We start from the raw sequence: 26,777 nt of genomic DNA on the forward strand, positions 1-26,777 counted from the left end.
CAATAATTCTACCATTCAGCTTATTCGTCGTTCTTTGAAACTGAACAATATGACACCAGAGGTGACTAGTCCTGATATAGGTTGACAGTTTTTTGTCTGTAAAACGCCTGATGAACATCATCGGCTTTTTTCAACCATGATCCGTTCGATCAGCTGGCTTTGCGCTCATGCGCCTGGCGGTAAGCCACCAGATCTTCAATCGTGACCACCGCCATATTATGCTGGCCTGCAAACGCGATACACTCCGGCGCGCGCGCCATCGTCCCATCGTCGTTAGTCAACTCGCACAGTACACCTGCAGGTTTAAAACCGGCCAGCGTCATCAGATCGATGGTCGCCTCCGTATGACCGCCGCGCGTCAGCACGCCGCCCGCCTGAGCGCGCAGTGGGAAAACGTGCCCCGGACGGTTAAGATCGGACGGTTTTGCGCCATCCTTAATTGCCGCACGCACCGTAGTGACACGGTCAGCGGCGGAAACGCCGGTGGTCACGCCTTCTGCGGCTTCAATGGTCACGGTAAAACCGGTGCCGTAGGCGCTGGTGTTGTTTTCCACCATCATTGGCAAGTCGAGCTGCTTACGACGGTCTTCAGTAATGCACAGGCAAACAATACCGCTACCGTGACGAATGGTTAACGCCATCTGTTCTACGGTCATCGTCTCTGCGGGGAAAATCATATCGCCTTCGTTTTCACGATCTTCATCATCAAGCACCATCACACCGCGTCCTTCACGCAGCGCATCCAGTGCAAGTTCAACACGTTCAAAAGGCGTACCAAAAGAGGAAAGTAGCGTCTGATTCATGGTAAAAAAACCTCATTAACATTATGGTTACCAGAATCAGGGCAGTCTTAGGAGTGCCGACAAGCGGCAAAAAAATAACGTGAGCGGGTCCATGCCCGACTGGATCGTTACCCTCTCCCATCCGGACTTTAACCGTCGGCCCCGGAATTACACCGGATCTGCTGACCTTTTCGCTATGGCAAAAAGCGCTCGCGGGCTTTCAACCTGCTCTCCGCGTTCCGTCACGGCGCGCCGTGATGAGAAATGCGTTAAACATCGCTGATTTACCGCCGGTGGGGAATTTCGCCCCGCCCTGAGAATAAGCGGGTTAACTATAACGCTATTGATTACCTTCATCAACGCCTTTACTCCGTATGACGTCACACAATTCTGGTTTATGGCGTCCACATATCGCACTACAATAAGAGCTAACACTTACCAGTTCAGGGAAACCACAATGATTGACCCGAAAAAAATTGAGCAAATCGCACGCCAGGTTCATGAGTCAATGCCGAAAGGTATTCGCGAGTTCGGGGAAGATATCGAGAAAAAAATCCGTCAAACGCTGCAATCTCAGCTAACGCGTCTCGATCTGGTGAGCCGCGAAGAGTTTGATGTCCAGACTCAGGTCTTGCTGCGCACCCGGGAAAAACTGGCGCTGCTGGAGCAACGCCTCAGCGAACTGGAAGCTCGCGACAAACCTGAAGGAGTAAAACCTGCGCCCGCCATCCCGCCAGTCGATCCACAAGAGTAAAAACGTGAACGGGCCTGACGGCCCGCTCATATAAGATCTGAATAATGTCCTGCACCTGTAAAGGGAGCCTGCATTAGTGTTCTAATTCTAACCTTTTCGCCTGAGTCGCCTGCTGGCAGTAAAGCGCGTAACGCTTGCAAAACCAGTCGCGGTGCTCCTCGTCCATATTGCCGGTTACCGCCTGGATATCAACAGGACGCCCCTCCGCCTGCATTCTGGCAAAACTGCGCGCCAGAAAATCGAAATTATTTAATGAATAGACGTTATTGTTGTTCATCAGCATACCCTCCAGTTATTGAATTCTGTTAAGGCTATATGCTTTTTCTAATTTCAGTATTTCCCTATATGTACGGCGGCTTTATACATAACGTGCGCAAATTTAATGCGCAAAATCACAATATTAACCAAAGATAACGACGGATAAATCGCTTTTCGGACTTAAGGAGATATGGGTCACATGATATTGTAACGCAATGAAATAACAAGCATGAAAATTATCACGAGAACACTCTTCTGAAGGCGGCGACAAGGATAGAAAATATGACCTTATTTGCGGAGTATAACAGCCCCTATCTGTTTGCCATCGCGTTCGTTTTCTTTATCGGCGTGCTGGAGATGATTTCTCTGATTTTTGGCCACTTTCTTTCAGGCGCGCTCGACGCCCATCTCGATCATTATGACGCCCTGTCATCCGGCCCTGCGGGCCAGGCGCTTCATTATCTGAATATTGGACGCGTTCCCGCACTGGTCGTCCTCTGTCTATTGGCCGGTTATTTCGGCCTCTTCGGTATCCTCATCCAGCATGGCGGGATCATGCTCTGGCAAGCGCCGCTCAGCAATCTGCTGCTGGTCCCGTTGAGCATTGTCCTGTCGGTCTTTGCCGTGCATTACAGCGGAAAAATCCTCGCGCCGTGGCTACCCAGAGATGAAAGCTCCGCCCTCAGGGAAGAGGAATTTATCGGCGGCATGGCGATTATTACCGGCCACGCCGCCGTTGCCGGTACACCTTGCGAAGGAAAATTTACCGATAAGTTCGGCCAGATTCACTATTTACTGCTGGAACCCGAAACGGGAAAAGAATTTAAAAAAGGAGACAAAGTGCTGATTGTCTGCCGACTTTCCGCAACGCGTTATTTGGCTGAGCGTACCTTCTATGTCTAATTGAGAGGAACTTACATAATGGATGATGTTTTTGGCATATTGCCATCATGGATGTTTACCGCCATCGTGGCGGTTATCGTCTTACTAATTATCGGGATCATTTTTGCTCGCCTTTATCGCCGCGCATCTGCGGAACAGGCGTTTGTCCGTACCGGGCTTGGCGGGCAAAAAGTGGTGATGAGCGGCGGCGCTATTGTGATGCCAATCTTTCACGAAATTATTCCGATCAATATGAATACCCTAAAACTTGAAGTCAGCCGTGCTACCGTCGACAGCCTGATCACCAAAGATCGTATGCGCGTTGACGTGGTCGTTGCTTTCTTCGTGCGTGTAAAACCCTCTGTTGAAGGTATTGCCACCGCCGCACAAACGCTTGGTCAGCGAACGCTGTCGCCGGAAGATCTGCGTATGCTGGTTGAGGATAAATTCGTTGACGCCTTACGCGCTACCGCAGCCCAGATGACGATGCATGAGCTACAGGATACGCGTGAAAACTTCGTTCAGGGCGTACAAAACACCGTTGCGGAAGATTTGTCGAAAAACGGCCTGGAGCTGGAAAGCGTCTCCTTAACCAACTTTAACCAAACGTCCAAAGAGCATTTCAACCCAAACAATGCCTTTGATGCCGAAGGTCTGACGAAACTGACGCAGGAAACCGAACGCCGCCGTCGTGAACGTAATGAAGTGGAACAGGATGTGGAAGTAGCGGTGCGCGAAAAGAACCGCGACGCGCTTGAGCGCAAGCTGGAAATCGAGCAGCAAGAAGCCTTTATGACTCTGGAGCAGGAGCAACAGGTTAAAACCCGCACCGCCGAACAAAACGCCAAAATTGCCGCTTTTGAGGCCGAGCGCCATCGCGAAGCAGAACAGACGCGCATTCTTGCTGAGCGGCAGATCCAGGAGACGGAGATCGAACGTGAGCAAGCAGTACGGTCCAGGAAAGTTGAGGCCGAGCGTGAAGTACGTATTAAAGAGATCGAACAGCAGCAGGTGACAGAAATCGCCAACCAGACGAAATCTATCGCCATTGCCGCCAAATCCGAGCAACAATCGCAAGCGGAAGCACGCGCCAACGACGCGCTGGCCGATGCGGTTCGCGCCCAGCAAAACGTAGAAACCACCCGCCAGACCGCCGAAGCGGATCGCGCCAAGCAGGTCGCTCTGATCGCCGCAGCGCAGGATGCGGAAACCAAAGCGGTCGAACTGACCGTTCGGGCAAAAGCAGAGAAAGAAGCGGCAGAATTGCAAGCCGCCGCCATCATCGAACTGGCGGAAGCAGCGCGTAAAAAAGGTCTGGCGGAAGCCGAAGCACAACGGGCGCTGAATGACGCTATCAACGTGCTTTCTGACGAACAAACCAGCCTCAAATTTAAACTAGCGCTCTTACAATCGTTGCCTGCTGTTATTGAGAAGTCTGTTGAACCGATGAAATCCATCGACGGCATTAAGATTATTCAGGTCGATGGCCTCAATCGCGGCGCGACGGCGGGCGACGTCGCCGCTGGCGGCGCTAACGGGGGAAACCTGGCGGAACAAGCGTTATCTGCCGCGCTCACCTATCGTACCCAGGCGCCGCTGATCGATTCGTTGTTAAACGAGATTGGCATCGCTGGCGGCTCGCTAAAGGCGCTGACCACACCGTTGGTTTCATCGGCAACGGATGAGATTAATCACGAAGCAACGGTAAAAGAGCAATAACCCCCGCCATATCTCCTGTCCCTGGTCATAAGACCGGGGATTTTTTATCTTTTTTCCACCTTGTCTGTACAAAGCGTTATGACCAGCAGGCCATTTTGCGTGGGCGATCCAGTAACGCAAAATCGGCGGGAGAAAGCCCTTGCGCCAGACAGGCCACCCACCAACAATCGCGATGTCAGCAAGGAGCTGAAACGGGAAAGCCCCTCCCGAGGAAGGGGCTTTAATAAGGAAAGGGTTATGATGCAACAGGTCATCATACTGATTGTTCTGTTACTGATAAGTTTCCCAGCTTACTAACAGCCAATCAGAGGGGGGAGAGATCCCCTCTCACCCTTATTCCTTTACTTTAGGTCGAAAAAAAAGCAGCGTCAACCGCGAGATACGCGTCGAAACAAAATGTCCGACGCGCCTTCAAAATCGGCGCCCGCAGCGTCTGTAACGCCTGATGTCGCGGTTTTACTTCTCGCTCTCGGTCTGGATCTTTTTGATGATATTGGTCGTGGAACAACCATCTTCGAAGTTCAGCACCATGACTTCGCCGCCGTTGGCCCAGACCTCTTCGCTGCCCGCGATCTCTTCCGGCTTATAGTCGCCGCCTTTTACCAGCAGATCCGGCAGAATACCGGCAATCAGTCGTTGCGGCGTATCCTCTTCAAAAGAGACAACCCAGTCGACTGACTCCAGCGCGCCCAGCACGATCATACGCTGTTCGAGCGGATTAACCGGACGGCTTTCGCCTTTCAGACGTTTAGTCGAGGCGTCACTATTGACCGCAACAATCAGGCGGTCGCCCAGTTTGCGCGCGTTCGCCAGATAAGAGACGTGGCCCGCGTGCAGAATATCGAAAACGCCGTTGGTCATGACCACTTTCTCGCCACGCTTACGCGCGCTGGCGACGGCCTGTCTCAGCTCCTCTTCGGTCATGACGCCGAAGCCGGTATCCGCGCGTCCGCGCACTGCGTTTTCTAGCTCAATAGGGGAAACCGTTGACGTCCCGAGTTTACCTACCACTACGCCCGCCGCCGCATTGGCGAAATAACACGCCTCCTCCAGGGTATTTCCCGCCGCCAGCGTCGCCGCCAGCACGCCGATCACCGTATCGCCCGCACCGGTAACATCATAAACTTCCTGCGCCTGCGTCGGCATATGTAGCGGCGCTTTATTCGGTTGCAGCAGCGTCATTCCCTGTTCGGAACGCGTGACCAACAGCGCGGAAAGGTCGTAATCGGCAATGAGCTTCATACCACGTTCAACCAGTTCGTCTTCGCTTTTACATTTCCCCGCAACCGCCTCGAATTCAGAAAGGTTTGGCGTCAGCAGCGTGGCGCCGCGGTAACGTTCAAAATCCGTTCCTTTCGGATCGATGAGCACCGGCACGCCCGCCTGGCGCGCCAGGGAAATCATAGTCTGCACGCTGGTCAGAGCGCCTTTGGCATAATCGGACAATACCAGCGCGCCGATCGATCCCAGCGCCTGGTTGATACGCTCATGCAACGGCTGCGGGTCCACCCCCTCAAAGCCTTCTTCAAAATCAAGACGAATGAGCTGCTGATTACGTGATAGCACGCGCAGTTTGGTAATCGTCGGATGCGTCGGCACAGAAACGAAGTCGCACTTCACATTGACCTCTGCCAGCGTTTTGCTCAGCGCGCGCGCGGCGTCATCAATACCCGTCAGGCCGACCAGACGGGCGTTCGCTCCCAGAGACGCAATGTTCATCGCCACGTTCGCCGCGCCGCCCGGGCGTTCCTCAACGGTATTTACCTTAACCACGGGCACCGGCGCTTCCGGTGAAATACGGCAAGTGGGGCCATACCAATAGCGATCCAGCATTACATCACCCACAACCATGACGCCTGCACGTTCAAACGCTGGCAGATTTACTTTCATTCCTGTCTCCTGAGAGATTCAAAATTTGCGCGCGATAATAGCATAATTCAAAGGGCTACCAGCCACTTCCGCCAGCTAGCCTGCACCAGCGCGCGCTCTTTGCTAAAACACGTCTGCGCCACATGACCGGGAAGCTCCTGCAACGCCAGATGGTGCAGTTCATCACGCAGTGTGGTGTAGGCGACCGTCAGCGTCTGCGCCTCGTGATCATCCATAATGCCGTTTTGCGCCAGAAGCTCCAGGATGCGCACGTTATCAGACCAGCGCGTTAATTTAGGTTTTTCATGAGCGTAGCGCAGTACCAGATATTGCGCGATAAACTCAATATCCGTAATACCGCCTTCATCAGCTTTAATATCAAAACGATCGCGATGCTTATTGCCGAGATGCGCCCGCATTTTCTCACGCATTTCACGCACTTCAGTCTGCAATGTCTTGCCGTCGCGCGCCGTCGTCATGATAGTGCGGCGCACCGCATCAAACTGTGAGGTAAGCTGCGGGTCGCCATATACCACGCGAGCGCGTACCAACGCCTGATGTTCCCAGGTCCAGGCTTCATGCTGCTGATAATCGGCAAACGCGTCCGCTGAAGTCACCAGCATTCCCGCCGCGCCAGAGGGGCGTAGACGCGCATCTACCTCATACAAAATGCCGGAGGAGGTGCGCGTACTGAACAGATGCATAATGCGCTGCGCCAGGCGCAGATAAAACTGCCGCCCGTCGATTTCGCGTTCGCCGTTGGTCATGACGTCCATCGGACAGTCATGCAGGAAGATGAGATCCAGATCGGAACTGTAGCCCAGCTCCCATCCGCCCAACTTGCCATAACCGACAACCGCAAACCCCCGCCCCTGGCGTTCGTCCAGATGCGCTGGCTGACCATAACGCGCAACCATTTGCGTCCACGCCTGCTGCACCACAGCATCAATCATCGCCTCCGCCAGCCATGTGAGGTGATCGCTCACTTTCATCACCGGCAGCGTACCGGCAATATCCGCCGCCGCAATCCGCAAAAGCTGTGCCTGTTTAAACTGGCGTAATGCCTCCAGTTGTTGCTCTTCGTCCTCTTCCGGCACGCGCAGTAAATATTGGCGTAATTCGTCGCGGTAAGCGTCGGTAGCCGTCGGCTGATAAAGCGTGCCGGGGTCGAGCAGTTCATCCAGCAACAACGGATAACGCGCCAGTTGGCTCGCTATCATTGGCGAAGCGGCGCAGAGCATAATCAGGTGTTTCAGCGCGCCGGGAAATTCGCTCAGCAGCTCCAGATAGGTGGTACGAGTGACAATCCCCGCCAGCAACGGCGTTATCCGCGATAGCGTAACAGCGGCGTCTTCGCGGGAACAGACGTCAGCAAGCAGGTGCGGCATCAGTTGGTCCAGCACTTGCCGCCCGCGCGGGCCGATAGGGCGTTTATCCAGTTCCTTACGGAAGTCAGCGATGAGGGTCAGAACCTGTCGCCGATCCTCATCGGCTAAATGCGCCAGCACTGGCGTCGAATCATCCTCCTGTAGCGCATCCTGCCATACTTCACGCCACGGCTCTGAACGTTCTTCCTCCTGCGGGGTATCGGCTTCATCATCGCCAATTAATTCGTTGAATACGCGGCGTACATTAGCCATATGATCCGTCAGTTTGCCAACAAGCTGCGGCCAGTTCTCCGCCTTCATCCCCCAGGCCAGCCGCGCCCGATTCAGATCGTCGGCAGGCAGTGTTTGCGTCTGTTCGTCATTGATGCTTTGCAGCAGATTCTCCAGACGACGTAGAAAAAGATAGGCCACGCGCAGTTGCGCCACGTCATTCTCAGGCAGCAAATGCAGCGCAGCGATAGCATCCAGCGTCGGCAGTAACGAACGCGACTGTAGCGACGGCTCGCGTCCGCCGCGGATGAGCTGGAATACCTGCACGATAAACTCAATTTCACGAATACCGCCCGCGCCAAGTTTAATGTTGTCTTTCAAACCGCGGCGTCGCACTTCGCGGGCGATCATCCCTTTCATATTGCGTAGCGACTGGATGACGCTGAAATCGATATAGCGGCGGAAAACGAAAGGCCGCAGCATGGCGCGTAACTCACGAGACCAGGCGTCGTCGTTATCGCCCATTAGCCGCGCTTTCACCATAGCGTAGCGTTCCCAGTCGCGTCCTTGCTCCTGATAGTAATCCTCCAGCGCGGCAAAACTCAGTACCAGCGGGCCGCTGTCGCCAAACGGTCGCAGGCGCATGTCCACCCGATAGACAAAGCCATCCATTGTGGGCTGATCGAGCGCTTTGATCAGCCGCTGCCCGAGACGCGTAAAAAACTGGGCGTTATCGAGTTCACGACGCCCGCCCCGGGTCTCGCCATGTTCCGGCCAGGCGAAAATCAGATCGATATCAGACGAAAAATTCAGTTCGCCGCCGCCCAGCTTGCCCATGCCTAAAATCAGCAGCGGCTGCGGAACGCCCTGCGGGTTACAGGGGGTTCCCCATTCGCGGCAACAGGCGGCATACAGCCAGTCGCGCGCCCCCACGATGAGCGTCTCCGCCAGATGGCTCAACTGTTGTAAAATAGTCTCGTCGTCCACCAGCGACAGCGTCTGCGCCCAGGCGATGCGTACCATGATGCGACGACGAAAAAGCCTCAGTTCACGCATCAGCGAGGCGTCGTCACAGACACCTGCCAACGCCTCCTGTAACCAGCCAGCATAATGTCGCCATTCATCAGCCTGCGGCGATGCGGATTCCAGTTCGGCAAGCCACTCCGGATGCGCTATCACGCTATCCAGCGCAAAATCGCTAAATGTAAGTACTGACTTCGCCTGCGCGCTAAGCGATGTCTCAGTAAATCCTTCTGGTAGGCGATCAACAACGGTCTGCCAGTACTGCGATAAGGGTGAAGAGAGCGGCGTCATTTAGGGGATATCCTTTAAATAATGCCGGATGACGGCGTTTCGCCTGATCCGGCCTACAAGTCCGCATACCGTAAGCCTGATAAGCGCAGCATCATCAGGCGCTTTCTACGGTTCTGATTATCGTTTTCCGCTGTGCAACCAGAACGGCTGCTGGTTAATGGCCTCATTACGGAAATGTTCAATTTCAATACGTTGTCCGGTAATAATGGCGTGACGCAATCCCTGCCAGTTCTCCAGCCATGCCTGCGCGACCATCGCATCATAATACCCGGCCAGCAGTAAAACGCTGTCAATATCGCGAGTCAAACGCGGCAACTGGTCGCGATACTTATCACCCAGCGGTTGTCCAAAAACTTTTTTTAATTCAGCAGCATGACGAGAAAGATGAATGTCGGCGAAACGCTTAAAAGAATCGGCCATTTTGGCCTGCGCCTTCGCGTCCAGAAATGGCTGCCAGGCTTTCGTCACCAGCCATTCCGTCAATGCCAGTTTCGCCATCGCCGTTTGCGTACTATAAACGGCTGTGACGGCGGACACCGCGGATGTCATCGTCGCTTCCGCCTGGGTAAGTAGATCACGTAAGTGAGCGCTCGCTTTACGCGGAACAATGCCACCAAAGAGCATTAAAGCATGGCGCACCAACCCCATAGCATCCAGCACGTGTTCTTTCGCCGACTCGTCGCCGCGCAGCCAGAGCTCTTCATGGTACTGCCACTGTGACAACGCCAGATCCAGCGAGGCCTCCAGCCCTTGCTCTACCGTGGCTTTCGCGGCAGTCCGCAGAATTGCCGTTGGTGTATTCTCTCGCGGCGCATTCCCCTGCGCCAGGTGATAACCTCGCGCCGCCTTACTCAGACTGCCCTGACGCAAACCGGTTTGCGACAGCAGTTGCTTCGCCAGTTTTAACACGGCGCGCGTATCGCCGCGAAGCAACTCAAGCTCCAGCTCACAAATCGGTTCGGCAAACTCGCCCGCTTTTACGTCGCCGAGATCGAGCGCAATTTCAATCCTGCTGCCGTCAACGTCCAGACACCATTTTTCCCGGTAAAAATCGGTACTGAACAGCGGCTGTACGCTTGATGCCAGGCCGGCGGGCAGGTTGCCATCCGGCCAGACCTCCGCCGGAAGTTGCGTCAGATCCAGCACGGGTTCGCTTAGCGCGACATTGTATTCGGGTCGCTGGTGCAGCCCGCCCGTTACCCGGCCGGCAATTTTCATGGTCATTTCATAGCGCCCATTTTCACCACGAATACGCAGCCCCATATCATGGCGGCGTAGCCAGTTATCAGGCGTTTCGAAGTAGATATTCAGCAACTGGCTGGGTGCATGATGCTCGCCGCCGAGCGTATGAAGATGATTTCGCAGCGCATCTACGGCGTCGTGATTGACGATAAACTTTAATTCGATTTCCTGAGCCATGGCCTTGTACTTATGGGTTATGTCACATCTGGGAAGATTCTTGGCGAACTTACCCGCATTATTTTTGTCAGTAGATAGTATTTTGCGCCAAATTGCCATGCAACGAGCAATTTGACGGGCGTAAAAGTTTGACGTAGCGGCAAAGGCGACACAGATGATTCCGATTGATGTCGACTACTTTGCGTAGCGACACTGATGCCGTTACTATCGTTCCACTTTCTCTGACAATAACGACAGCCTGATGCCAAAATTACGCCTGATTGGACTAACTTTACTTGCGCTTAGCGCCACCGCCGTCTCTCATGCTGAAGAGACGCGTTACGTTTCTGATGAACTGAATACCTGGGTCCGCAGCGGTCCGGGAGATAATTATCGCCTTGTGGGTACCGTCAACGCCGGCGAGGAAGTCACGCTCTTACAGAGCGATGCCAACTATGGTCAAATCAAAGACAGTTCTGGTCGTACTGCCTGGATACCGTTAAAAGAACTGAATACCACGCCAAGCCTGCGTACCCGCGTGCCGGATCTGGAAAATCAGGTCAAAACGTTGACCGATAAACTCAACAATATTGATACCACGTGGAATCAGCGCACCGCCGATATGCAGCAGAAAGTGGCGCAAAGCGACAGCGTCATCAACGGGCTAAAAGAAGAAAACCAGAAGCTGAAAAACGAGCTGATTGTCGCGCAGAAAAAAGTTAGCGCCGCGAATCTGCAACTGGATGACAAACAGCGCACCATTATTATGCAGTGGTTTATGTATGGCGGCGGCGTATTGGGTATTGGCTTGCTGTTAGGGCTGGTGCTGCCGCATATGATCCCAAGTCGTAAACGCAAAGACCGCTGGATGAACTAAATCGCCTTCTCTGCGGCACTGTCTTATCATTAGAGGATGCTCGTTTTTAAAAGGAAAGTGGCGTGAAGATTTATCTGGTCGGTGGTGCGGTTCGGGATGCGTTGTTAGGGCTACCGGTTAAAGATAAAGATTGGGTCGTTGTCGGCGCCACGCCGCAGGAGATGCTTGATGCGGGCTACCAGCAGGTAGGCCGTGATTTTCCTGTGTTTCTCCATCCGCAAACTCACGAAGAATACGCGCTGGCGCGTACTGAGCGTAAATCCGGTTCCGGCTACACGGGCTTCACCTGTTATGCCGCGCCGAACGTTACCCTGGAAGCCGATCTCCAGCGTCGCGATCTGACCATTAATGCTCTGGCGCGCGACGATGATGGCCAGATTATCGACCCTTACCACGGGCGCCGGGATCTGGAGGCGCGTCTACTGCGCCATGTCTCTCCCGCGTTTGGCGAAGATCCCTTGCGCGTATTGCGCGTGGCGCGTTTTGCCGCCCGTTACGCTCATCTTAGTTTCCGTATCGCCGATGAAACACTGGCGCTAATGCGCGAAATGACCGCAGCAGGCGAGCTGGAACATCTGACGCCGGAACGGGTATGGAAAGAGACGGAAAATGCGCTTACCACCCGCAATCCGCAGGTTTACTTCCAGGTATTGCGCGACTGCGGCGCCCTGCGCGTCCTGTTTCCGGAAATCGACGCCCTGTTTGGCGTACCCGCGCCGGCAAAGTGGCATCCGGAAATTGATACCGGAGTTCATACGCTGATGACGCTGTCGATGGCCGCTATGCTCAGTCCGCAGCTTGATGTCCGTTTCGCCACGCTTTGTCATGATCTGGGCAAAGGCTTAACGCCGAAAAACCTCTGGCCGCGCCATCATGGCCACGGCCCGGCGGGCGTGAAACTGGTCGAACAGTTATGCCAGCGTTTGCGCGTCCCCAATGACCTGCGTGATTTAGCTAAACTGGTCGCCGAATACCACGATCTGATCCACACCTTTCCGATACTCCAGCCGAAAACGATCGTTAAGCTGTTTGACGCCATTGATGCATGGCGTAAACCGCAGCGCGTCGAGCAGATTGCGCTGACCAGCGAAGCCGATGTCCGTGGACGTACCGGCTTTGAAGCGTCGGATTACCCGCAGGGGCGCTGGCTGCGCGAAGCCTGGCAGGTGGCGCAGGCGGTACCGACGAAAGAGGTGGTGGAGGCCGGATTTAAGGGCATTGAGATTCGCGAGGAGCTGACGAAGCGACGAATTGCAGCGGTCGCCAACTGGAAAGAGAAGCGCTGCCCGAAACCCGCCAGCTAAACGCCATCCGGCACGATAAATTGCCTGATGGCGCTGCGCTTATCAGACCGACAAAACAGTTAGTCTGGACAAGGCGGTACGCCGCCATCCGGCACGGTCAATCATCAGAAGAAGACAACGTAAACGGCAGCCGCCACCACAAAGCGGTAAATCGCAAACGGAATAAACGAGATACGCTTAATCAGTTGCAGGAAGGTCTTGATGGCGATCAGCGCCACCACAAACGCCGTCACAAAGCCCACCGCGAACATTGGAATATCCGCTGCGGTCAGGAATGACCAACTTTTGTAGAGATCCAGAACCGTTGCGCCCATCATCATCGGCACAGCCAGTAAGAACGAGAACTCAGAGGCGGCGTAACGGCTGACGCCCATCAGCATCCCACCGGAAATGGTCGCTCCGGAACGCGAGAAGCCCGGCCACAGCGCCAGACACTGGAAACAGCCAATCATAAAAGCCTGACGATACGTCATATCATCCAGCCCCGGCGCGCGCGGTTCTTTCGGCTTCAGGCACTCGGCGGCAATCAGCAACAGACCGCCTACCACCAGCGCGTACATCACGTTAATCGGGTTAAATAGCGACTTGATCGTGTCATGAAAGACTAACCCCAGCACCACCGCCGGAATCATGCCCAGCAGGATGTGAATCAACGTTAATCGACCTTTACTTTCACCTTCACGCTGTAGCGGGCGGCCAAAGTGAATACCGATGAGACCAAACAACCGCCGCCAGAACATCACCACGACCGCCAGAATAGATCCAAGTTGAATCACCACTTCGAATGTCTTGGCCGTATCGCCTTCAAACCCCAGCAGATGACCCACAATAATCATATGGCCCGTGCTGGATACCGGCAAAAACTCCGTCAATCCTTCGACCACACCCAAAATTGCCGCTATCAGCAGCGAGTGCATATCGCTCATCAATAAACCCCTAAAATGAAAAACACTGCAAAAATGGATCTCGCGTTAAGACCCCATATATAACCGTTTGGTTTAAAAAATATAAAATTATTTATTTTTATTTCAGATTATTGCCACGCTCAATAATTACCCCTACGTTCGCCGCGCGCGCGACGGCGCCAGGCTTGCTCAGTTTGATGCGAACCCACGGAGAATTGAATCGGCTAAGCAGCAGATCCGCCACCTCTTCCGCCACACGCTCGACCAGAGCAAAACGCCCGCCTTCAACATGATTTATCACCGTGTCGGCGATATCCGCGTAACTTAGACAATCTGCGACATCATCGCTTTTCGCCGACTTGCGGTTATCCCATGCCATTTCGATATCGAACACCAGTTTTTGCTCGATAGTCTGTTCCCAGTCGTAAACACCGATAGTGGTGATTACCGAAAGTTGCTCTATAAATACAATATCCATCACGACCTGCCTGCTTTTTGGCTAACCCGGATACCACTTCCGGCGAAATGTGCGTATTATCCACAGAAATAGTAAATAAAACGACACTTTCAATACGGAACAGCTTATGAGTGCAATCGCGCCTGGAATGATCCTCTTCGCGTATCTCTGCGGCTCAATTTCCAGTGCCATTCTGGTTTGCCGCATCGCCGGGCTGCCCGATCCGCGAGAAAGCGGCTCCGGCAACCCGGGCGCGACGAACGTATTACGAATCGGTGGCAAGGGAGCGGCTGTCGCGGTACTTATTTTTGACATCCTTAAAGGCATGTTGCCCGTCTGGGGCGCGTATGCGTTAGGCGTTACCCCTTTCTGGCTGGGGCTTATCGCTATCGCCGCCTGTCTGGGGCATATCTGGCCGGTCTTTTTTGGCTTTAAAGGTGGGAAAGGCGTAGCAACCGCATTTGGCGCCATTGCGCCCATCGGCTGGGATTTAACCGGCGTCATGGCTGGCACCTGGCTGCTGACGGTCCTGTTAAGCGGTTATTCATCGTTAGGAGCGATTGTCAGCGCCTTGATTGCGCCGTTTTACGTCTGGTGGTTTAAACCGCAGTTCACCTTCCCGGTGTCGATGCTGTCATGTCTCATTTTGCTGCGCCATCATGACAACATCCAGCGTCTGTGGCGTCGCCAGGAGACGAAAATCTGGACGAAGCTGAAAAAGAAACGCCAGAAAGATTCGGAGTAGTTTTTTTGCGCTATGCCGTGCCTGCGCATCGCCGGATAAATAGCTCGGTGATAGGCGTACATATCGAATCCGCCGCGCGTCACCCTTCCACCATTGGCGTGGTTAGGCGCGATTTTCGGCCTGATCTTCCTGGTGCTGCTGATCGTCACCGGGCTGTTGTGGATGCCCGTCGTTTTACTGTAAACCCGTTGGGGCGGCATGATGTCGCCCCCTTTTTTCCGCTTTTACGCCGCCGGCAGCTCGGCCAGCGGCCAGCGCGGACGTACCGTTACGCCAAGATCCGCCGTAACGCCCGCCTTAAACCGCACCATTCCGGCATAAGCGATCATCGCCCCGTTGTCAGTACAAAACTCCGGACGCGCATAGAACACTTCGCCGCGGCGTTTTTGCATCATTTCGGCAAGCTTCGCGCGCAGCGTGCGGTTAGCGCTGACGCCGCCCGCCATGACCAGACGCTTAAAACCGGTGCTTTCCAGCGCGCGCTTGCACTTGATCATCAGCGTATCCACGACCGCATCTTCAAAAGCGCGCGCGATATCAGCGCGAGTTTGTTCGTCGTCGCCATTACTACGAATGGTGTTAGCGGCAAAGGTTTTCAGACCGGAAAAACTAAAATCCAGCCCCGGGCGATCGGTCATCGGGCGCGGAAAGACAAAACGTCCCGCCGTCCCCTGCGACGCCATTTTCGACAGCATCGGGCCGCCAGGATAATCCAGCCCCAACAATTTGGCGGTTTTATCAAACGCTTCACCGGCGGCATCGTCAATCGACTCTCCCAGCAGTTCGTACTGACCGATTCCGGTCACGCTAATGAGCTGCGTATGCCCGCCGGAGACCAGTAGCGCCACAAACGGGAAATCCGGAGGGTTATCTTCCAGCATCGGCGCCAGCAGATGACCTTCCATATGGTGTACAGGAATGGCCGGCACATTCCAGGCAAATGCCAGCGAACGCCCGACGGTTGCGCCGACCAGCAGCGCGCCGACCAGGCCCGGGCCTGCGGTATAGGCCACCGCGTCGATATCGCTCGCCGTCAGACCGGCTTCTTTTAATGCCGCCTGAATCAGCGGCACGGTTTTACGCACATGATCGCGGGAAGCCAGTTCAGGCACTACGCCGCCGTAGTCAGCATGTAATTTCACCTGACTATACAATTGGTTGGCTAACAGACCTTTTTTGTCGTCGTAAATAGCGATGCCGGTTTCATCGCAGGATGTTTCAATACCCAGTACACGCATGACTTGTTTTACCTCGCTCTAATACCGCGCAGTGTAGGTCGAATGCGGGTGGATGTATACCCTCAGTCCCGACTTCGTGTATACTCCCTCACCTTATAAAAGTCCCTTTCAAAAAAGGCCGCGGTGCTTTACAAAGCAGCAGCAATTGCAGTAAAATTCCGCACCATTTTGAAATAAGCTGGCGTTGATGCCAGCGGCAAACCGAATTAATCAAAGGTGAGAGGCACATGCCGGTAATTAAAGTACGTGAAAACGAGCCGTTCGACGTAGCTCTGCGTCGCTTCAAGCGTTCCTGCGAAAAAGCAGGTGTTCTGGCGGAAGTTCGTCGTCGTGAGTTCTATGAAAAACCGACGACCGAACGTAAGCGCGCTAAAGCTTCTGCAGTGAAACGTCACGCGAAGAAACTGGCTCGCGAAAACGCACGCCGTACTCGTCTGTACTAATCTTTTGAGAGCGGGCTGCTCTCAATTCAGATCGAGTTGTAGTTGTAAGGCCGTGCTTCCGAAAGGAATGCGCGGCTTGTTTTCGTTTATGCATTAGCATATACACAAAATCATTCATGCTGCGTCCAGGCGGCAAGAGAGCAAGTCCCCGGCGCTTACGCAAGTCAGCGACAGGGGTGAGCGAACGTAGCCAACACTACGGCAGCCTGAAGAATGACGTGTATAAAAGGGGCATATGGCTGGACGAATCCCACGCGTATTCATTAATGACCTGCTGGCGAGAACCGATATCGTCGATCTGATCGACGTGCGCGTAAAACTCAAGAAACAGGGCAAGAACTATCACGCGTGTTGTCCATTCCATAATGAGAAAACCCCTTCTTTCACCGTAAACGGTGAAAAACAGTTTTATCACTGCTTTGGATGCGGCGCGCATGGCAATGCGATCGACTTTTTGATGAATTACGACAAGCTCGAATTTGTCGAAACCGTCGAAGAATTAGCGGCCATGCATAACCTGGAAATTCCCTATGAAGCAGGCACCGGGCTTAGCCAGATAGAGCGCCATCAACGGCAAAACCTCTATCAGTTGATGAATGGTCTGAATGACTTTTATCAGCAGTCGCTAACCCATCCTGCGGCAAAACCTGCGCGTGACTATCTGCAAAAGCGCGGTCTGAGCGCTGAAATTATTCAGCGTTTCGCCATTGGCTTCGCGCCGCCTGGTTGGGATAACGCGTTAAAGCGCTTCGGTAATAACAGCGATAACAAGGCATTGTTGCTGGATGCCGGAATGCTGGTCAATAACGAGCAGGGCAGCACTTACGATCGTTTCCGTAATCGGGTCATGTTCCCTATTCGGGACAAACGCGGCAGGGTGATTGGTTTTGGCGGCCGAGTTCTGGGGAACGACACGCCGAAATACCTTAACTCTCCGGAAACGGACATTTTCCATAAAGGCCGCCAGCTATATGGTCTTTATGAGGCTCAGCAATATAGTGCTGAACCGCAACGCTTGCTTGTGGTCGAAGGTTATATGGATGTCGTCGCACTAGCGCAATACGACATTAACTATGCGGTCGCCTCGCTGGGTACCTCAACCACGGCAGACCATATGCATATGTTATTCCGGGCGACGAACAACGTGATTTGCTGTTACGACGGCGACCGGGCTGGCCGTGATGCCGCCTGGAGAGCGCTGGAAACAGCAATGCCTTATATGACCGACGGTCGGCAGGTACGCTTTATGTTTTTACCTGACGGCGAAGACCCGGATACGCTGGTGCGTAAAGAAGGCAAGGCGGCTTTTGAAGCGCGGATGGAGCAGGCGCAGCCGCTCTCTACGTTTCTGTTTAATAGCCTCCTGCCGCAGGTGGATTTAAGCTCGCCGGATGGCAGCACGCAGTTAGCCGCGCTGGCGCTGCCGCTCATTAATCAGGTGCCTGGCGACGCGCACCGTATTCAGCTGCGCCAGACGTTGGGGCTGAAGTTAGGCATTTTCGATGATAGTCAGCTTGATCGTTTAGTGCCAAAACAGGCGGAAAGCGGCGTTTCCCGCCCGGCTCCGCAGCTAAAACGCACGACCATGCGTATACTGATAGGATTACTGGTGCAAAATCCGGATCTCGCGCCGTTAGTGCCGCCCTTAGACGCGCTGGATCAGAATAAGCTGCCTGGACTTGGCTTATTTAAAGAATTGGTCAAAACTTGTTTGGCTCAGCCAGGTCTTACTACCGGACAACTTCTGGAACTCTACCGTGGCACAAATGATGCTGCGACCCTTGAAAAATTATCGATGTGGGACGATATAGCAGATAAGGCGATTGCCGAAAAGACCTTTACCGACTCACTCAACCATATGTTTGATTCGCTGCTGCAACTGCGACAAGAAGAGCTGATCGCTCGCGATCGCACTCACGGTTTAAGCAGCGAAGAACGCCGAGAGCTCTGGACGTTAAACCAGGAGCTGGCCAGAAAATGAATTTAACGGCTTAAATGCCGCATATCGATCGGGAAGCCCCCGACAGCCGCAGTGAGAGGCAGCGGCCAAAATATAAGTATGCCCTCGCTTTAAATGTCGACAGCTATACCGTCGACACCAATCAAACGAATAAGTGTGGATACCGTCTTATGGAGCAAAACCCGCAGTCACAGCTGAAACTTCTTGTCACCCGTGGTAAGGAGCAAGGCTATCTGACCTATGCTGAGGTCAATGACCATCTGCCGGAAGATATCGTCGATTCAGATCAAATTGAAGATATCATCCAAATGATCAACGACATGGGTATTCAGGTAATGGAAGAAGCGCCTGATGCCGATGATCTGCTGCTGGCTGAAAATACCACCAGCACCGATGAAGATGCGGAAGAAGCTGCTGCACAAGTTCTGTCCAGTGTTGAGTCTGAAATCGGTCGTACGACTGACCCGGTACGCATGTATATGCGTGAAATGGGCACTGTTGAACTGTTGACCCGGGAAGGCGAAATCGACATCGCTAAACGTATCGAAGACGGGATCAACCAGGTTCAATGCTCCGTTGCCGAATACCCGGAAGCCATTACCTATCTGCTGGAACAGTACGATCGCGTTGAGGCTGAAGAGGCTCGTTTGTCCGATCTTATCACCGGCTTTGTCGATCCGAACGCGGAAGAAGAGATGGCGCCGACCGCAACTCACGTCGGTTCTGAACTCTCCCAGGAAGACCTGGATGATGACGAAGACGAAGATGAAGAAGACGGCGACGATGACGCCACCGATGACGACAACAGCATTGACCCTGAACTGGCACGCGAAAAATTCGCTGAGCTGCGCGCGCAATACGTCGTTACGCGCGACACCATCAAAGCGAAAGGCCGCAGCCATGCTGCCGCGCAGGAAGAGATTCTGAAGCTGTCTGAAGTGTTCAAACAGTTCCGTCTGGTACCGAAGCAATTCGACTATCTGGTCAACAGTATGCGCGTGATGATGGATCGCGTGCGTACTCAGGAACGTCTGATCATGAAGCTCTGCGTCGAGCAGTGCAAAATGCCGAAGAAGAACTTTATCACGCTGTTTACCGGTAACGAAACCAGCGAAACCTGGTTCAACGCCGCTATCGCGATGAACAAACCGTGGTCGGAAAAACTGCACGATGTCGCGGAAGAAGTGCAACGCTGTCTGCAAAAACTGCGGCAGATTGAAGAAGAGACCGGTCTGACCATCGAACAGGTGAAAGACATCAACCGTCGCATGTCCATCGGGGAAGCGAAAGCCCGCCGTGCGAAAAAAGAGATGGTTGAAGCGAACTTACGTCTGGTTATTTCTATCGCCAAGAAATACACCAACCGTGGTCTGCAGTTCCTTGACCTGATTCAGGAAGGCAACATCGGTCTGATGAAAGCGGTAGATAAGTTTGAATACCGTCGCGGCTACAAGTTCTCCACCTACGCTACCTGGTGGATCCGTCAGGCGATCACCCGCTCTATCGCGGATCAGGCGCGCACCATCCGTATTCCGGTGCATATGATTGAGACCATCAACAAACTCAACCGTATCTCCCGCCAGATGCTGCAAGAGATGGGCCGCGAGCCAACGCCGGAAGAGCTGGCCGAGCGCATGCTGATGCCGGAAGATAAGATCCGCAAAGTGCTGAAAATCGCCAAAGAGCCAATCTCAATGGAAACGCCGATCGGTGACGATGAAGATTCGCATCTGGGTGATTTCATCGAGGATACCACCCTCGAGCTGCCGCTGGACTCTGCCACTACCGAGAGTCTGCGCGCCGCCACTCACGACGTTTTGGCTGGCCTGACCGCTCGTGAAGCGAAAGTGCTGCGTATGCGTTTCGGTATCGATATGAACACCGACCACACGCTGGAAGAAGTGGGTAAACAGTTCGACGTTACCCGCGAACGTATCCGTCAGATCGAAGCGAAGGCGCTGCGTAAACTGCGCCACCCGAGCCGTTCTGAAGTGCTGCGCAGCTTCCTCGACGATTAATTCGCCGTACACGTATACGCCGCCGCAAGGCGGCGTTTTTTTATCAGGTCATGCGCGAGTGCCCTATTTGGCCTGCAGAATTTCTACACAGCGCGAGTATTCGCGCCCTCATTCCCCATTGCTATAGCCCACGCATAATGAGCGCTTGATCCAGTTCGCGATAGGCCTCGACCAGTTTTTCCGTTTTAATTCGGTTTAAGCCGCTGGGATTCGGCAACACCCACACCATCGTCGCGCCAATGGCGATCTTTTGTTTACCCCAGGCGATACCGCGCTGGCTGAATCCCTGTTCAAAAGCCTGTTTACCAAGCACCGCCAGCGCCGCGGGCTGGTAGTCCTCTATCTTTTCAATCAGGTTGCGTCCGCCGCTACGTAATTCATGCAACTTCACCTCAGTCGCTTGTACCGTCGGTCGGTCGACGAGTTTCGTTACCCCGCAGCGAAAATCCAGTAATTTTTCCGCCTCTTCCGGTTTCAACTGTCGATCGGTGAAACCGCCCAAATGAATAACTTTCCAAAAACGATTCGCGGGATGCGCAAACGGAAAGCCAGTATTCGCCGAGGAGAGTCCCGGATTGATGCCGCAAAAAACCACCCGTAGCCCTGGCGCCAGTATGTCCTTAACCATTATTACTCCTGAGCAATACAACGTTCTTTAAGTATAACGGGTTGAAAACACATTGTTTATAAAAACAGCACCCGCGCGGTTACGGCTGGATTACAGCGTAAAGTTACATTATAATCCACCGCCACGGCCCCTTAGCTCAGTGGTTAGAGCAGGCGACTCATAATCGCTTGGTCGCTGGTTCAAGTCCAGCAGGGGCCACCAAATTTTAGCTTTAAAATCATATAATTAAGCCACTCTAGCGAGTGGCTTTTTTGTTTCTGACAGGGCTCGCCCCATACCGCTATTTACGATGCCAATAGGCTGCCGCACGTACCAGGTGTGGATCAAACCCCTTTTCAAAGCACTGACTTAAACATTTTACCGTTTTGCCTTCGCCAGCAATCCAGATGAAATAGTCTGATTCTGGTATTGTCAGCTGCGACAGGCGCGTTTGTATTGCCTGTTCATCGCCGCCAACAACATATTCCACAGTAATATCCGTCAAATGGGCGAGATAATCGCGATATGCGGCATCCTGAATGCTCACCAGCGTGGTTACCGCAGGGCGCGCAGGCAGACGGCTAAGCGATTCCAGACGACGACGCAGCGCAGGCATACCGGACTCATCGCAGACATAAACCTGACAGGCATAATCCTCCGGCACCACCAGCGAACCGCGCGGCCCGCCAATCGTCAGTGTATCGCCTTCACGAGCTTCCATTGCCCAACGGCTGGCTACGCCGCCATCGTGGATAAAGAAATCCAGCGCCAGCTCGCGACGCGCCTCGTCATACAGCGGCGTGTAATCCCTGGAGACCGGACGAACGCCCTCCCCCCAGATAATGCCTTCCTCAGTGACTGTCGGGGGCGTAAAGCGACATCCTGGCGCAGGGAAAAAAACTTTCGTGTGATCGTCAAAACCCAGGGAGATGAAACCGTCCAGCGCCTCGCCGCCAAGTACGATCCGCTGAAATCCTGCGCTAATACGTTCTACCCGCAGAACGGTCAGCTCGCGAAAACGCAGTTCATTACGAACACGCTGTGGGTAGCGTGCGGATGATGTCGTCATTTTTTGCCTTCGTAAAGTAATACGATATATCTAAATTAAAGCTTTAAATGATAATGATTGTTAATCATGAAAAATGCAACTGTTTTTTGATAGTGTTCTTGCTGTGCTTCGTTACTCGCACTTAAAAATAAATCTTTATAAATTAATAAATTATAATAAAAAACAATCTTAGCCTTGCTAAAAGTTAACATTTAGATATAAATTAGATATATCTAAATAAGCAGGAGGCAATGATGCAAAATCAACATGAAGGGTGTTGCAAAAACCGGGATCATAAGCACGATGGCTGCTGTAAAGATCGGGGACATCAGCATGAAGGCTGCCATAGCGCGCATCAGCATGAGAACGCCAGTTGCGGCGGCGAACACCGTCACGGACACGGCTGTGGTCGGCATGGACAGGGCGGTGGTCGACGTCAGCGATTTTTTGGCCACGGGGAACTTCGGCTGGTCATTCTTGATATCCTGACCCGGGACGCCAGCCACGGCTATGAACTGATTAAAGCGATAGAAAATCTGACGGGGGGCGGCTATACGCCAAGCGCTGGTGTGATCTACCCTACGCTGGATTTTTTACAGGATCAGCAATTTATCACGATTAGCGACGAAGAAGGCGGGCGGAAAAAAATCGCGATTACCGCGAACGGCGCGCAATGGCTTGATGAAAATCGCGAACATCTGACGCATATTCAGGCGCGGCTAAAAGCCCGTTGTGTGGGCATGGAATTACGTAAAAATCCGCAGATGAAGCGGGCGCTGGATAACTTCAAGGCCGTGCTGGATCTGCGGATAAACCACAGCGATATCAACGACGCGCAAATCAAACGCATTATCGGCGTGATTGATCGCGCGGCGCTGGAAATCGCCGAACTGGATTAAGCGGACTGCGTGTCCTCTTCGCGGACGCGGAACACGTTAACCAGCTCTTTTAAATGTAACGCCTGTTCGTTCAGCGACGCCGCGGCGGCAACAGACTCTTCCACAAGGCAGGAGTTTTGTTGCGTGGCGGCGTCAATCAGGCCAATCGCGCTGTTAATCTGCGAAATACCGTCAGTTTGCTCGCGGCTGGCCTGCCCAATCTCACGTAATATCACATCCATCTCTTCGACGTTATCCACCATGCCATTAATCAGAGCGCTGGCTTTCTCCACCAGTTGCATCCCTTCCTGAGTCTGACTGGTTGAATCTTCAATCAAATTACGGATTTCACTGGCCGACGAGGCGCTCTTTTGCGCCAACTGGCGAACCTCTCCGGCGACAACGGCAAAACCACGTCCATGTTCGCCCGCGCGCGCCGCTTCAACCGCCGCGTTCAGCGCCAGAATATTGGTCTGAAAAGCAATGGAATCAATGATATTGATAATATCCGACATACGATTTGCCGTATCGTTAATGACGCGCATTTTCTGCGTCACTTGATTCATCATCTCACCGTTGTTTTTCACCACGCTGGCGGCTCCGGCAGAGAGTTTGGTCGCTTCACTGGTATGGTCAGCCGTATTTTTAACCGTGGCGGTAATCTGTTCCATCGACGCCGCCGTTTCTTCAACTGAGCTGGCCTGCTCTTCCGTACGCGCCGCCAAATCCTGGTTACCGGCGACAATTTGCGACGCCGCCGTGGAGATACTCTCCGAACCGTTTTGCACTTCCTGTACGATATCCAGCAGACGCGTTTTCATCGCCATTAACGCTTGCAGTAGTACGCCTGTTTCATCTTTATAGTCGGTGGTGATATGGCGAGTCAGATCGCCATCGGCAATCGCCTCGGCAAATCGTACCGCTTCATCAAGCGGCCGGGTAATGGAACGTACGATATACCATCCCATTACGCATCCGGCGGCGATGCTTATCAGCGCCAGGGTAATTAACAGCGTCCGGTTAGTTTTAAAATCTCCTTCGACCTGCACGCCCGCGTTGTGCATCTGCGCATCTTGAACGGCGATAAGCTCCTGAACTTTATCCTTATAGACCTTTTGCACCTGCACCGTTCTGGTCATCATCTCCTGAATGGCCGCCTGACGATTATTGCTTTGAATATCTTGCAAAATACGGAATCTGGACTCCAGGTATTGCTGACGCGCTTCACGGATCTCGGTAATGATTTTCTGCGAAGCCGCATCGTGACGATTGCTGGAAAGCTCATCCAGTAACGCCGTAATACGCTGGCTTATTTCATCCAGCTCTTTCTGCGAACTCTGGCTCCAGCGCCCCTCCTCATCCAGTAGCATGAGCTGCTGCGCGATGATGAAATCATTAAAATTATCGATTAACAGATTGGCTTTCACCGTGGTGGGATAATCATTGGTAATAATGTTCTGCATACCCGTATTAGCCCGATCAAGGCTAAACAAAGACAGAGCGGAACTGACCACCATGAGAACAATGAATAAGCCAAAGGCCATAAATAATTTTGAACGTATTTTAATGTTATGCAAAAACATATTTTCTCCCTGGGATTGCATATCCTCATACAGGAAGATTTATCGGCAATAATGTTACTAACTTTATGATATTGATCGCTTTTTATTTCGGAACATTATTAGTAAATAATATTTATTGTTCACAGAAAGATGAACCAAAAGTGACATAAATTGGCACTAATAATGAAAGAAATACGCTAAAAGGTTAACCATTTCTTATTTATTAACTGAGTTTATACCTATTAATAGGTAGACAAGGGAGAAGGAATAAATATCACTTTATTTTTAACAGCACAGGCCACTGGTACTCTCTATGATGGCAGGCACCGCCTTCTATCAGAGCGCATCCGCCCGGTAAGTTTGTTGCTACCGGGCGGATGTCATTACCGTTGCTACCTACAAGTAAACTTAATGCAGTACCGTGACCGCATCCTCCAGCCGGCTGGCACGGTGTTTTACCATTGCGGAGACTTGTGCGCTCTCTTCCACCAGCGCCGCATTTTTCTGGGTTATGCGGTTCAACTCGTCCACGGCGCGGGTCAGACTGGAAAGTCCATCTGTCTGTTCCTGCGTCGACTGACTGATACGTGCGATAAGCAGGGTGACATTCTGCACCTGGGCTACAATGTCATCCATGGTACGGCCTGCGGCGTGAACCTGCTCGGAGCCTGACTGCACCTTTGTTGCGCTGGCATCAATTAATTTACGAATATCGTTCGCCGCATTAGCGCTGCGGCTGGCAAGATGGCGTACCTCACCAGCAACCACGGCAAACCCTTTCCCCTGCTCGCCCGCTCTCGCCGCTTCTACCGCCGCATTCAGCGCCAGGATATTCGTCTGAAAAGCGATATCGTTAATTAGCGTGGTGATCGTCCCGATACGTTGCGTACTGTGAGCGATATCATCCATCGTTTTAATCACCGTATCCATCGCCTCACCTCCCTGAGTCGCCGCACTACTGGCCGCCATAGAAAGCTTATCCGCAGCGGAAGCCGTCTCGGAATTGAGCTTCACGGACTCCGCCATCTGGTTCATGGTCGTTACCGTTTCCTGAACATTCTCCACGGTCTGACGGGTGTGTTCGTTCAGATCATTGTTACCCTTCGCCAGCCTTTCACTGCCGTTTCTGACGCTGGATACCTGACTTGATACGTCATTGATCAGCCAGCGGCACATCAAGCCAAGCTGCCCTACGGCCCTCAGCGTCAGCCCCAACTCATCGCTACGATTAAGATGTTGTACGCTGTTGCGTTCGCCGGTCGCCACTTTCAGCGCCTGCGTCGCCACATTTTCAATGGGACGCACAATTTGCCATTCCAATAGCGCCGTACCTGCCAGCATCGCCAACGCGCCCAACAACAACGCCTGCCATGACGCATCCGTACCGAACAGCGCCAACGCCAGCATTACGGCCATTAGCCCCATAATGCTACGCACTCGCCAGCGAACAGGCATAGCGGGCAGTTTGCCCAGTAAGCCCTGACGAACCACCAGGCCTTTATGAATACGTTTACTACACCGCCCTTCATTTAGCGCCTGATATAAAGGCTCGACGGCGGCAATCTCATCATCCGTGGCGCGGGTACGGATCGACATATATCCCGTCACACGCCCTTCACGTATCATCGGTACCGCGTTGGCCCGCACCCAGTAATGGTCGCCGTTTTTACGCCGGTTTTTCACAATGCCGCTCCACGGTTCGCCCTGTTTTAGGGTGTACCACATATCTGCGAAGGCAGCTTTCGGCATATCCGGATGGCGCACCAGATTATGTGGCTGCGCCAGTAACTCGTTTAACTGATAGCCGCTCACCTGGACAAAAGTGTCATTGGCGTGAGTGATATAGCTTTCCAGGTCGGTCGTAGACATCAGAGTGGTATCATCATCCAGCGGGGTATTTAGCTGGCTGACGTAGGGATGAGAAGACATGATAGCGTCCTGTGCAGGTTATCTGGATGTTAATTTTTCGCTCAGATGTTATTTCGGCGCTAATCTATTTATCTTTAATTGTTAAAATTGATCTGGATCGCAATTTGCGATTACTCCTTAATATTTGTACGATTTTCACCTCATCCCGCGCCTTATTTTCATTATGAAATTGTTTAGCGTGGACAACCTTTTTCTTTAAAATCTGCCCTGGCTCACCTTTTTCTCACGCCGC

At 53.1% G+C, this 26,777-nt stretch carries 23 protein-coding genes, 1 tRNA gene, 1 pseudogene and 1 riboswitch; of the genes and pseudogenes, 13 read left to right on the forward strand and 12 right to left on the reverse strand.

Annotated features, from left to right (window positions below):
* Positions 1-149 precede the first annotated feature (149 nt).
* Complete coding sequence (gene ribB / locus ACLD11_RS00355) at positions 150-803, reverse strand: 3,4-dihydroxy-2-butanone-4-phosphate synthase (RefSeq protein ID WP_001076978.1); 654 nt, start codon at positions 801-803, stop codon at positions 150-152.
* Positions 804-908: 105 nt separating this feature from the next.
* A riboswitch (FMN riboswitch) is annotated at positions 909-1,107 on the reverse strand.
* Positions 1,108-1,239: 132 nt separating this feature from the next.
* Between ribB and ubiK the strand changes: the two genes are divergently transcribed.
* Entirely contained in the window at positions 1,240-1,536 is a 297-nt protein-coding gene (gene ubiK, locus ACLD11_RS00360; RefSeq protein WP_411011878.1) for a ubiquinone biosynthesis accessory factor UbiK, read from the forward strand.
* A 73-nt stretch (positions 1,537-1,609) separates the two neighbouring features.
* Here the strand turns inward: ubiK and glgS are convergent, their stop codons facing one another.
* On the reverse strand, positions 1,610-1,819 hold the full coding sequence (gene glgS, locus ACLD11_RS00365) for a cell surface composition regulator GlgS (protein WP_000928927.1): 210 nt from the start codon (positions 1,817-1,819) through the stop codon (positions 1,610-1,612).
* 257 nt (positions 1,820-2,076) lie between these two features.
* Here glgS and ACLD11_RS00370 point away from each other — a divergent pair, with 257 nt between their 5' ends.
* The 3 genes from ACLD11_RS00370 to ACLD11_RS00380 all read left to right on the forward strand — a co-directional run bounded on the left by ACLD11_RS00370 (position 2,077) and on the right by ACLD11_RS00380 (position 4,692).
* Positions 2,077-2,697: an OB-fold-containig protein gene (locus tag ACLD11_RS00370; protein WP_411014390.1), complete on the forward strand. Its 621-nt coding sequence runs from the start codon at positions 2,077-2,079 to the stop codon at positions 2,695-2,697.
* An 18-nt stretch (positions 2,698-2,715) separates the two neighbouring features.
* Positions 2,716-4,395, forward strand: coding sequence for a flotillin family protein (locus ACLD11_RS00375; protein ID WP_183059483.1), 1,680 nt, complete (start codon positions 2,716-2,718; stop codon positions 4,393-4,395).
* 237 nt (positions 4,396-4,632) lie between these two features.
* Positions 4,633-4,692: a type I toxin-antitoxin system Ibs family toxin gene (locus ACLD11_RS00380; protein ID WP_197400330.1), complete on the forward strand. Its 60-nt coding sequence runs from the start codon at positions 4,633-4,635 to the stop codon at positions 4,690-4,692.
* Positions 4,693-4,851: 159 nt separating this feature from the next.
* Here ACLD11_RS00380 and hldE read toward each other — a convergent pair whose 3' ends face one another.
* The 3 genes from hldE to ACLD11_RS00395 form a co-directional block, all read right to left on the reverse strand.
* Positions 4,852-6,285, reverse strand: coding sequence for a bifunctional D-glycero-beta-D-manno-heptose-7-phosphate kinase/D-glycero-beta-D-manno-heptose 1-phosphate adenylyltransferase HldE (hldE, locus tag ACLD11_RS00385; protein ID WP_000867682.1), 1,434 nt, complete (start codon positions 6,283-6,285; stop codon positions 4,852-4,854).
* Between the two features lie 47 nt (positions 6,286-6,332).
* The gene (glnE, locus tag ACLD11_RS00390) at positions 6,333-9,176 is read right to left on the reverse strand and encodes a bifunctional [glutamate--ammonia ligase]-adenylyl-L-tyrosine phosphorylase/[glutamate--ammonia-ligase] adenylyltransferase (RefSeq protein WP_411014391.1); all 2,844 of its coding nucleotides are present in this window, start codon (positions 9,174-9,176) and stop codon (positions 6,333-6,335) included.
* A 117-nt stretch (positions 9,177-9,293) separates the two neighbouring features.
* Positions 9,294-10,595: an inorganic triphosphatase gene (locus ACLD11_RS00395; RefSeq protein ID WP_000046223.1), complete on the reverse strand. Its 1,302-nt coding sequence runs from the start codon at positions 10,593-10,595 to the stop codon at positions 9,294-9,296.
* Between the two features lie 241 nt (positions 10,596-10,836).
* Between ACLD11_RS00395 and ACLD11_RS00400 the strand changes: the two genes are divergently transcribed.
* Positions 10,837-11,451: a TIGR04211 family SH3 domain-containing protein gene (locus tag ACLD11_RS00400; protein WP_001125344.1), complete on the forward strand. Its 615-nt coding sequence runs from the start codon at positions 10,837-10,839 to the stop codon at positions 11,449-11,451.
* 62 nt (positions 11,452-11,513) lie between these two features.
* Positions 11,514-12,755, forward strand: coding sequence for a multifunctional CCA addition/repair protein (locus ACLD11_RS00405; RefSeq protein ID WP_411014392.1), 1,242 nt, complete (start codon positions 11,514-11,516; stop codon positions 12,753-12,755).
* A 104-nt stretch (positions 12,756-12,859) separates the two neighbouring features.
* On the opposite strand, the gene bacA is transcribed toward ACLD11_RS00405, so the two are convergent.
* The gene (gene bacA / locus ACLD11_RS00410) at positions 12,860-13,681 is read right to left on the reverse strand and encodes an undecaprenyl-diphosphate phosphatase (protein ID WP_001281933.1); all 822 of its coding nucleotides are present in this window, start codon (positions 13,679-13,681) and stop codon (positions 12,860-12,862) included.
* A gap of 97 nt (positions 13,682-13,778) precedes the next feature.
* Positions 13,779-14,138, reverse strand: coding sequence for a bifunctional dihydroneopterin aldolase/7,8-dihydroneopterin epimerase (gene folB, locus ACLD11_RS00415; RefSeq protein WP_000355776.1), 360 nt, complete (start codon positions 14,136-14,138; stop codon positions 13,779-13,781).
* A gap of 106 nt (positions 14,139-14,244) precedes the next feature.
* On the opposite strand from folB, the gene plsY reads away from it, so the two are divergent.
* A complete protein-coding gene (gene plsY / locus ACLD11_RS00420; protein WP_001272785.1) occupies positions 14,245-14,862 on the forward strand; it encodes a glycerol-3-phosphate 1-O-acyltransferase PlsY in 618 nt (205 codons plus the stop codon).
* 38 nt (positions 14,863-14,900) lie between these two features.
* Positions 14,901-14,963: pseudogene (locus ACLD11_RS00425) on the forward strand (hypothetical protein); the annotation flags it as partial.
* Between the two features lie 123 nt (positions 14,964-15,086).
* On the opposite strand, the gene tsaD reads toward ACLD11_RS00425, so the two are convergent.
* Positions 15,087-16,100 carry a tRNA (adenosine(37)-N6)-threonylcarbamoyltransferase complex transferase subunit TsaD gene (tsaD, locus tag ACLD11_RS00430; protein WP_001264389.1) on the reverse strand — a complete coding sequence of 338 codons (1,014 nt, stop codon included), beginning with the start codon at positions 16,098-16,100 and terminating at the stop codon, positions 15,087-15,089.
* Between the two features lie 227 nt (positions 16,101-16,327).
* Here tsaD and rpsU point away from each other — a divergent pair, with 227 nt between their 5' ends.
* The 3 genes from rpsU to rpoD all read left to right on the forward strand — a co-directional run bounded on the left by rpsU (position 16,328) and on the right by rpoD (position 20,521).
* Positions 16,328-16,543 (forward strand): 30S ribosomal protein S21, encoded by a 216-nt coding sequence (rpsU, locus tag ACLD11_RS00435; protein ID WP_001144069.1) that lies wholly within the window; start codon positions 16,328-16,330, stop codon positions 16,541-16,543.
* A gap of 235 nt (positions 16,544-16,778) precedes the next feature.
* Positions 16,779-18,524 carry a DNA primase gene (gene dnaG, locus ACLD11_RS00440; protein ID WP_000918865.1) on the forward strand — a complete coding sequence of 582 codons (1,746 nt, stop codon included), beginning with the start codon at positions 16,779-16,781 and terminating at the stop codon, positions 18,522-18,524.
* Positions 18,525-18,538: 14 nt separating this feature from the next.
* Positions 18,539-20,521, forward strand: coding sequence for an RNA polymerase sigma factor RpoD (rpoD, locus tag ACLD11_RS00445; RefSeq protein WP_411014393.1), 1,983 nt, complete (start codon positions 18,539-18,541; stop codon positions 20,519-20,521).
* 121 nt (positions 20,522-20,642) lie between these two features.
* Here rpoD and mug read toward each other — a convergent pair whose 3' ends face one another.
* Positions 20,643-21,149, reverse strand: a complete 507-nt coding sequence (mug, locus tag ACLD11_RS00450) for a G/U mismatch-specific DNA glycosylase (RefSeq protein ID WP_411011872.1) — start codon at positions 21,147-21,149, stop codon at positions 20,643-20,645.
* 125 nt (positions 21,150-21,274) lie between these two features.
* On the opposite strand from mug, the gene ACLD11_RS00455 reads away from it, so the two are divergent.
* Positions 21,275-21,350 (forward strand) — tRNA-Ile (locus ACLD11_RS00455).
* Positions 21,351-21,429: 79 nt separating this feature from the next.
* On the opposite strand, the gene ACLD11_RS00460 is transcribed toward ACLD11_RS00455, so the two are convergent.
* On the reverse strand, positions 21,430-22,197 hold the full coding sequence (locus ACLD11_RS00460; RefSeq protein ID WP_411014394.1) for a siderophore-interacting protein: 768 nt from the start codon (positions 22,195-22,197) through the stop codon (positions 21,430-21,432).
* 230 nt (positions 22,198-22,427) lie between these two features.
* Between ACLD11_RS00460 and ACLD11_RS00465 the strand changes: the two genes are divergently transcribed.
* Positions 22,428-23,075 carry a PadR family transcriptional regulator gene (locus ACLD11_RS00465; RefSeq protein WP_183059393.1) on the forward strand — a complete coding sequence of 216 codons (648 nt, stop codon included), beginning with the start codon at positions 22,428-22,430 and terminating at the stop codon, positions 23,073-23,075.
* On the opposite strand, the gene ACLD11_RS00470 is transcribed toward ACLD11_RS00465, so the two are convergent.
* A complete protein-coding gene (locus tag ACLD11_RS00470; RefSeq protein WP_183059392.1) occupies positions 23,072-24,637 on the reverse strand; it encodes a methyl-accepting chemotaxis protein in 1,566 nt (521 codons plus the stop codon). The two genes, ACLD11_RS00465 and ACLD11_RS00470, sit on opposite strands and share 4 nt — an antisense overlap.
* A gap of 387 nt (positions 24,638-25,024) precedes the next feature.
* On the reverse strand, positions 25,025-26,545 hold the full coding sequence (locus ACLD11_RS00475; protein WP_001582503.1) for a PAS domain-containing methyl-accepting chemotaxis protein: 1,521 nt from the start codon (positions 26,543-26,545) through the stop codon (positions 25,025-25,027).
* Positions 26,546-26,777 lie beyond the last annotated feature (232 nt).

Source organism: Salmonella sp. 741265116_PST, assembly GCF_046567715.1.
Lineage (GTDB): Bacteria > Pseudomonadota > Gammaproteobacteria > Enterobacterales > Enterobacteriaceae > Salmonella > Salmonella enterica.

Bases quoted from the DNA above. Each gene is read 5' to 3' on its own strand.
- ribB (WP_001076978.1), bottom strand. From the start codon at position 803: ATGAATCAGACGCTACTTTCCTCTTTTGGTACGCCTTTTGAACGTGTT.
- ubiK (WP_411011878.1), top strand. From the start codon at position 1,240: ATGATTGACCCGAAAAAAATTGAGCAAATCGCACGCCAGGTTCATGAG.
- glgS (WP_000928927.1), bottom strand. From the start codon at position 1,819: ATGCTGATGAACAACAATAACGTCTATTCATTAAATAATTTCGATTTT.
- ACLD11_RS00370 (WP_411014390.1), top strand. From the start codon at position 2,077: ATGACCTTATTTGCGGAGTATAACAGCCCCTATCTGTTTGCCATCGCG.
- ACLD11_RS00375 (WP_183059483.1), top strand. From the start codon at position 2,716: ATGGATGATGTTTTTGGCATATTGCCATCATGGATGTTTACCGCCATC.
- hldE (WP_000867682.1), bottom strand. From the start codon at position 6,285: ATGAAAGTAAATCTGCCAGCGTTTGAACGTGCAGGCGTCATGGTTGTG.
- glnE (WP_411014391.1), bottom strand. From the start codon at position 9,176: ATGACGCCGCTCTCTTCACCCTTATCGCAGTACTGGCAGACCGTTGTT.
- ACLD11_RS00395 (WP_000046223.1), bottom strand. From the start codon at position 10,595: ATGGCTCAGGAAATCGAATTAAAGTTTATCGTCAATCACGACGCCGTA.
- ACLD11_RS00400 (WP_001125344.1), top strand. From the start codon at position 10,837: ATGCCAAAATTACGCCTGATTGGACTAACTTTACTTGCGCTTAGCGCC.
- bacA (WP_001281933.1), bottom strand. From the start codon at position 13,681: ATGAGCGATATGCACTCGCTGCTGATAGCGGCAATTTTGGGTGTGGTC.
- folB (WP_000355776.1), bottom strand. From the start codon at position 14,138: ATGGATATTGTATTTATAGAGCAACTTTCGGTAATCACCACTATCGGT.
- plsY (WP_001272785.1), top strand. From the start codon at position 14,245: ATGAGTGCAATCGCGCCTGGAATGATCCTCTTCGCGTATCTCTGCGGC.
- tsaD (WP_001264389.1), bottom strand. From the start codon at position 16,100: ATGCGTGTACTGGGTATTGAAACATCCTGCGATGAAACCGGCATCGCT.
- rpsU (WP_001144069.1), top strand. From the start codon at position 16,328: ATGCCGGTAATTAAAGTACGTGAAAACGAGCCGTTCGACGTAGCTCTG.
- dnaG (WP_000918865.1), top strand. From the start codon at position 16,779: ATGGCTGGACGAATCCCACGCGTATTCATTAATGACCTGCTGGCGAGA.
- rpoD (WP_411014393.1), top strand. From the start codon at position 18,539: ATGCCGCATATCGATCGGGAAGCCCCCGACAGCCGCAGTGAGAGGCAG.
- mug (WP_411011872.1), bottom strand. From the start codon at position 21,149: ATGGTTAAGGACATACTGGCGCCAGGGCTACGGGTGGTTTTTTGCGGC.
- ACLD11_RS00460 (WP_411014394.1), bottom strand. From the start codon at position 22,197: ATGACGACATCATCCGCACGCTACCCACAGCGTGTTCGTAATGAACTG.
- ACLD11_RS00465 (WP_183059393.1), top strand. From the start codon at position 22,428: ATGATGCAAAATCAACATGAAGGGTGTTGCAAAAACCGGGATCATAAG.
- ACLD11_RS00470 (WP_183059392.1), bottom strand. From the start codon at position 24,637: ATGTTTTTGCATAACATTAAAATACGTTCAAAATTATTTATGGCCTTT.
- ACLD11_RS00475 (WP_001582503.1), bottom strand. From the start codon at position 26,545: ATGTCTTCTCATCCCTACGTCAGCCAGCTAAATACCCCGCTGGATGAT.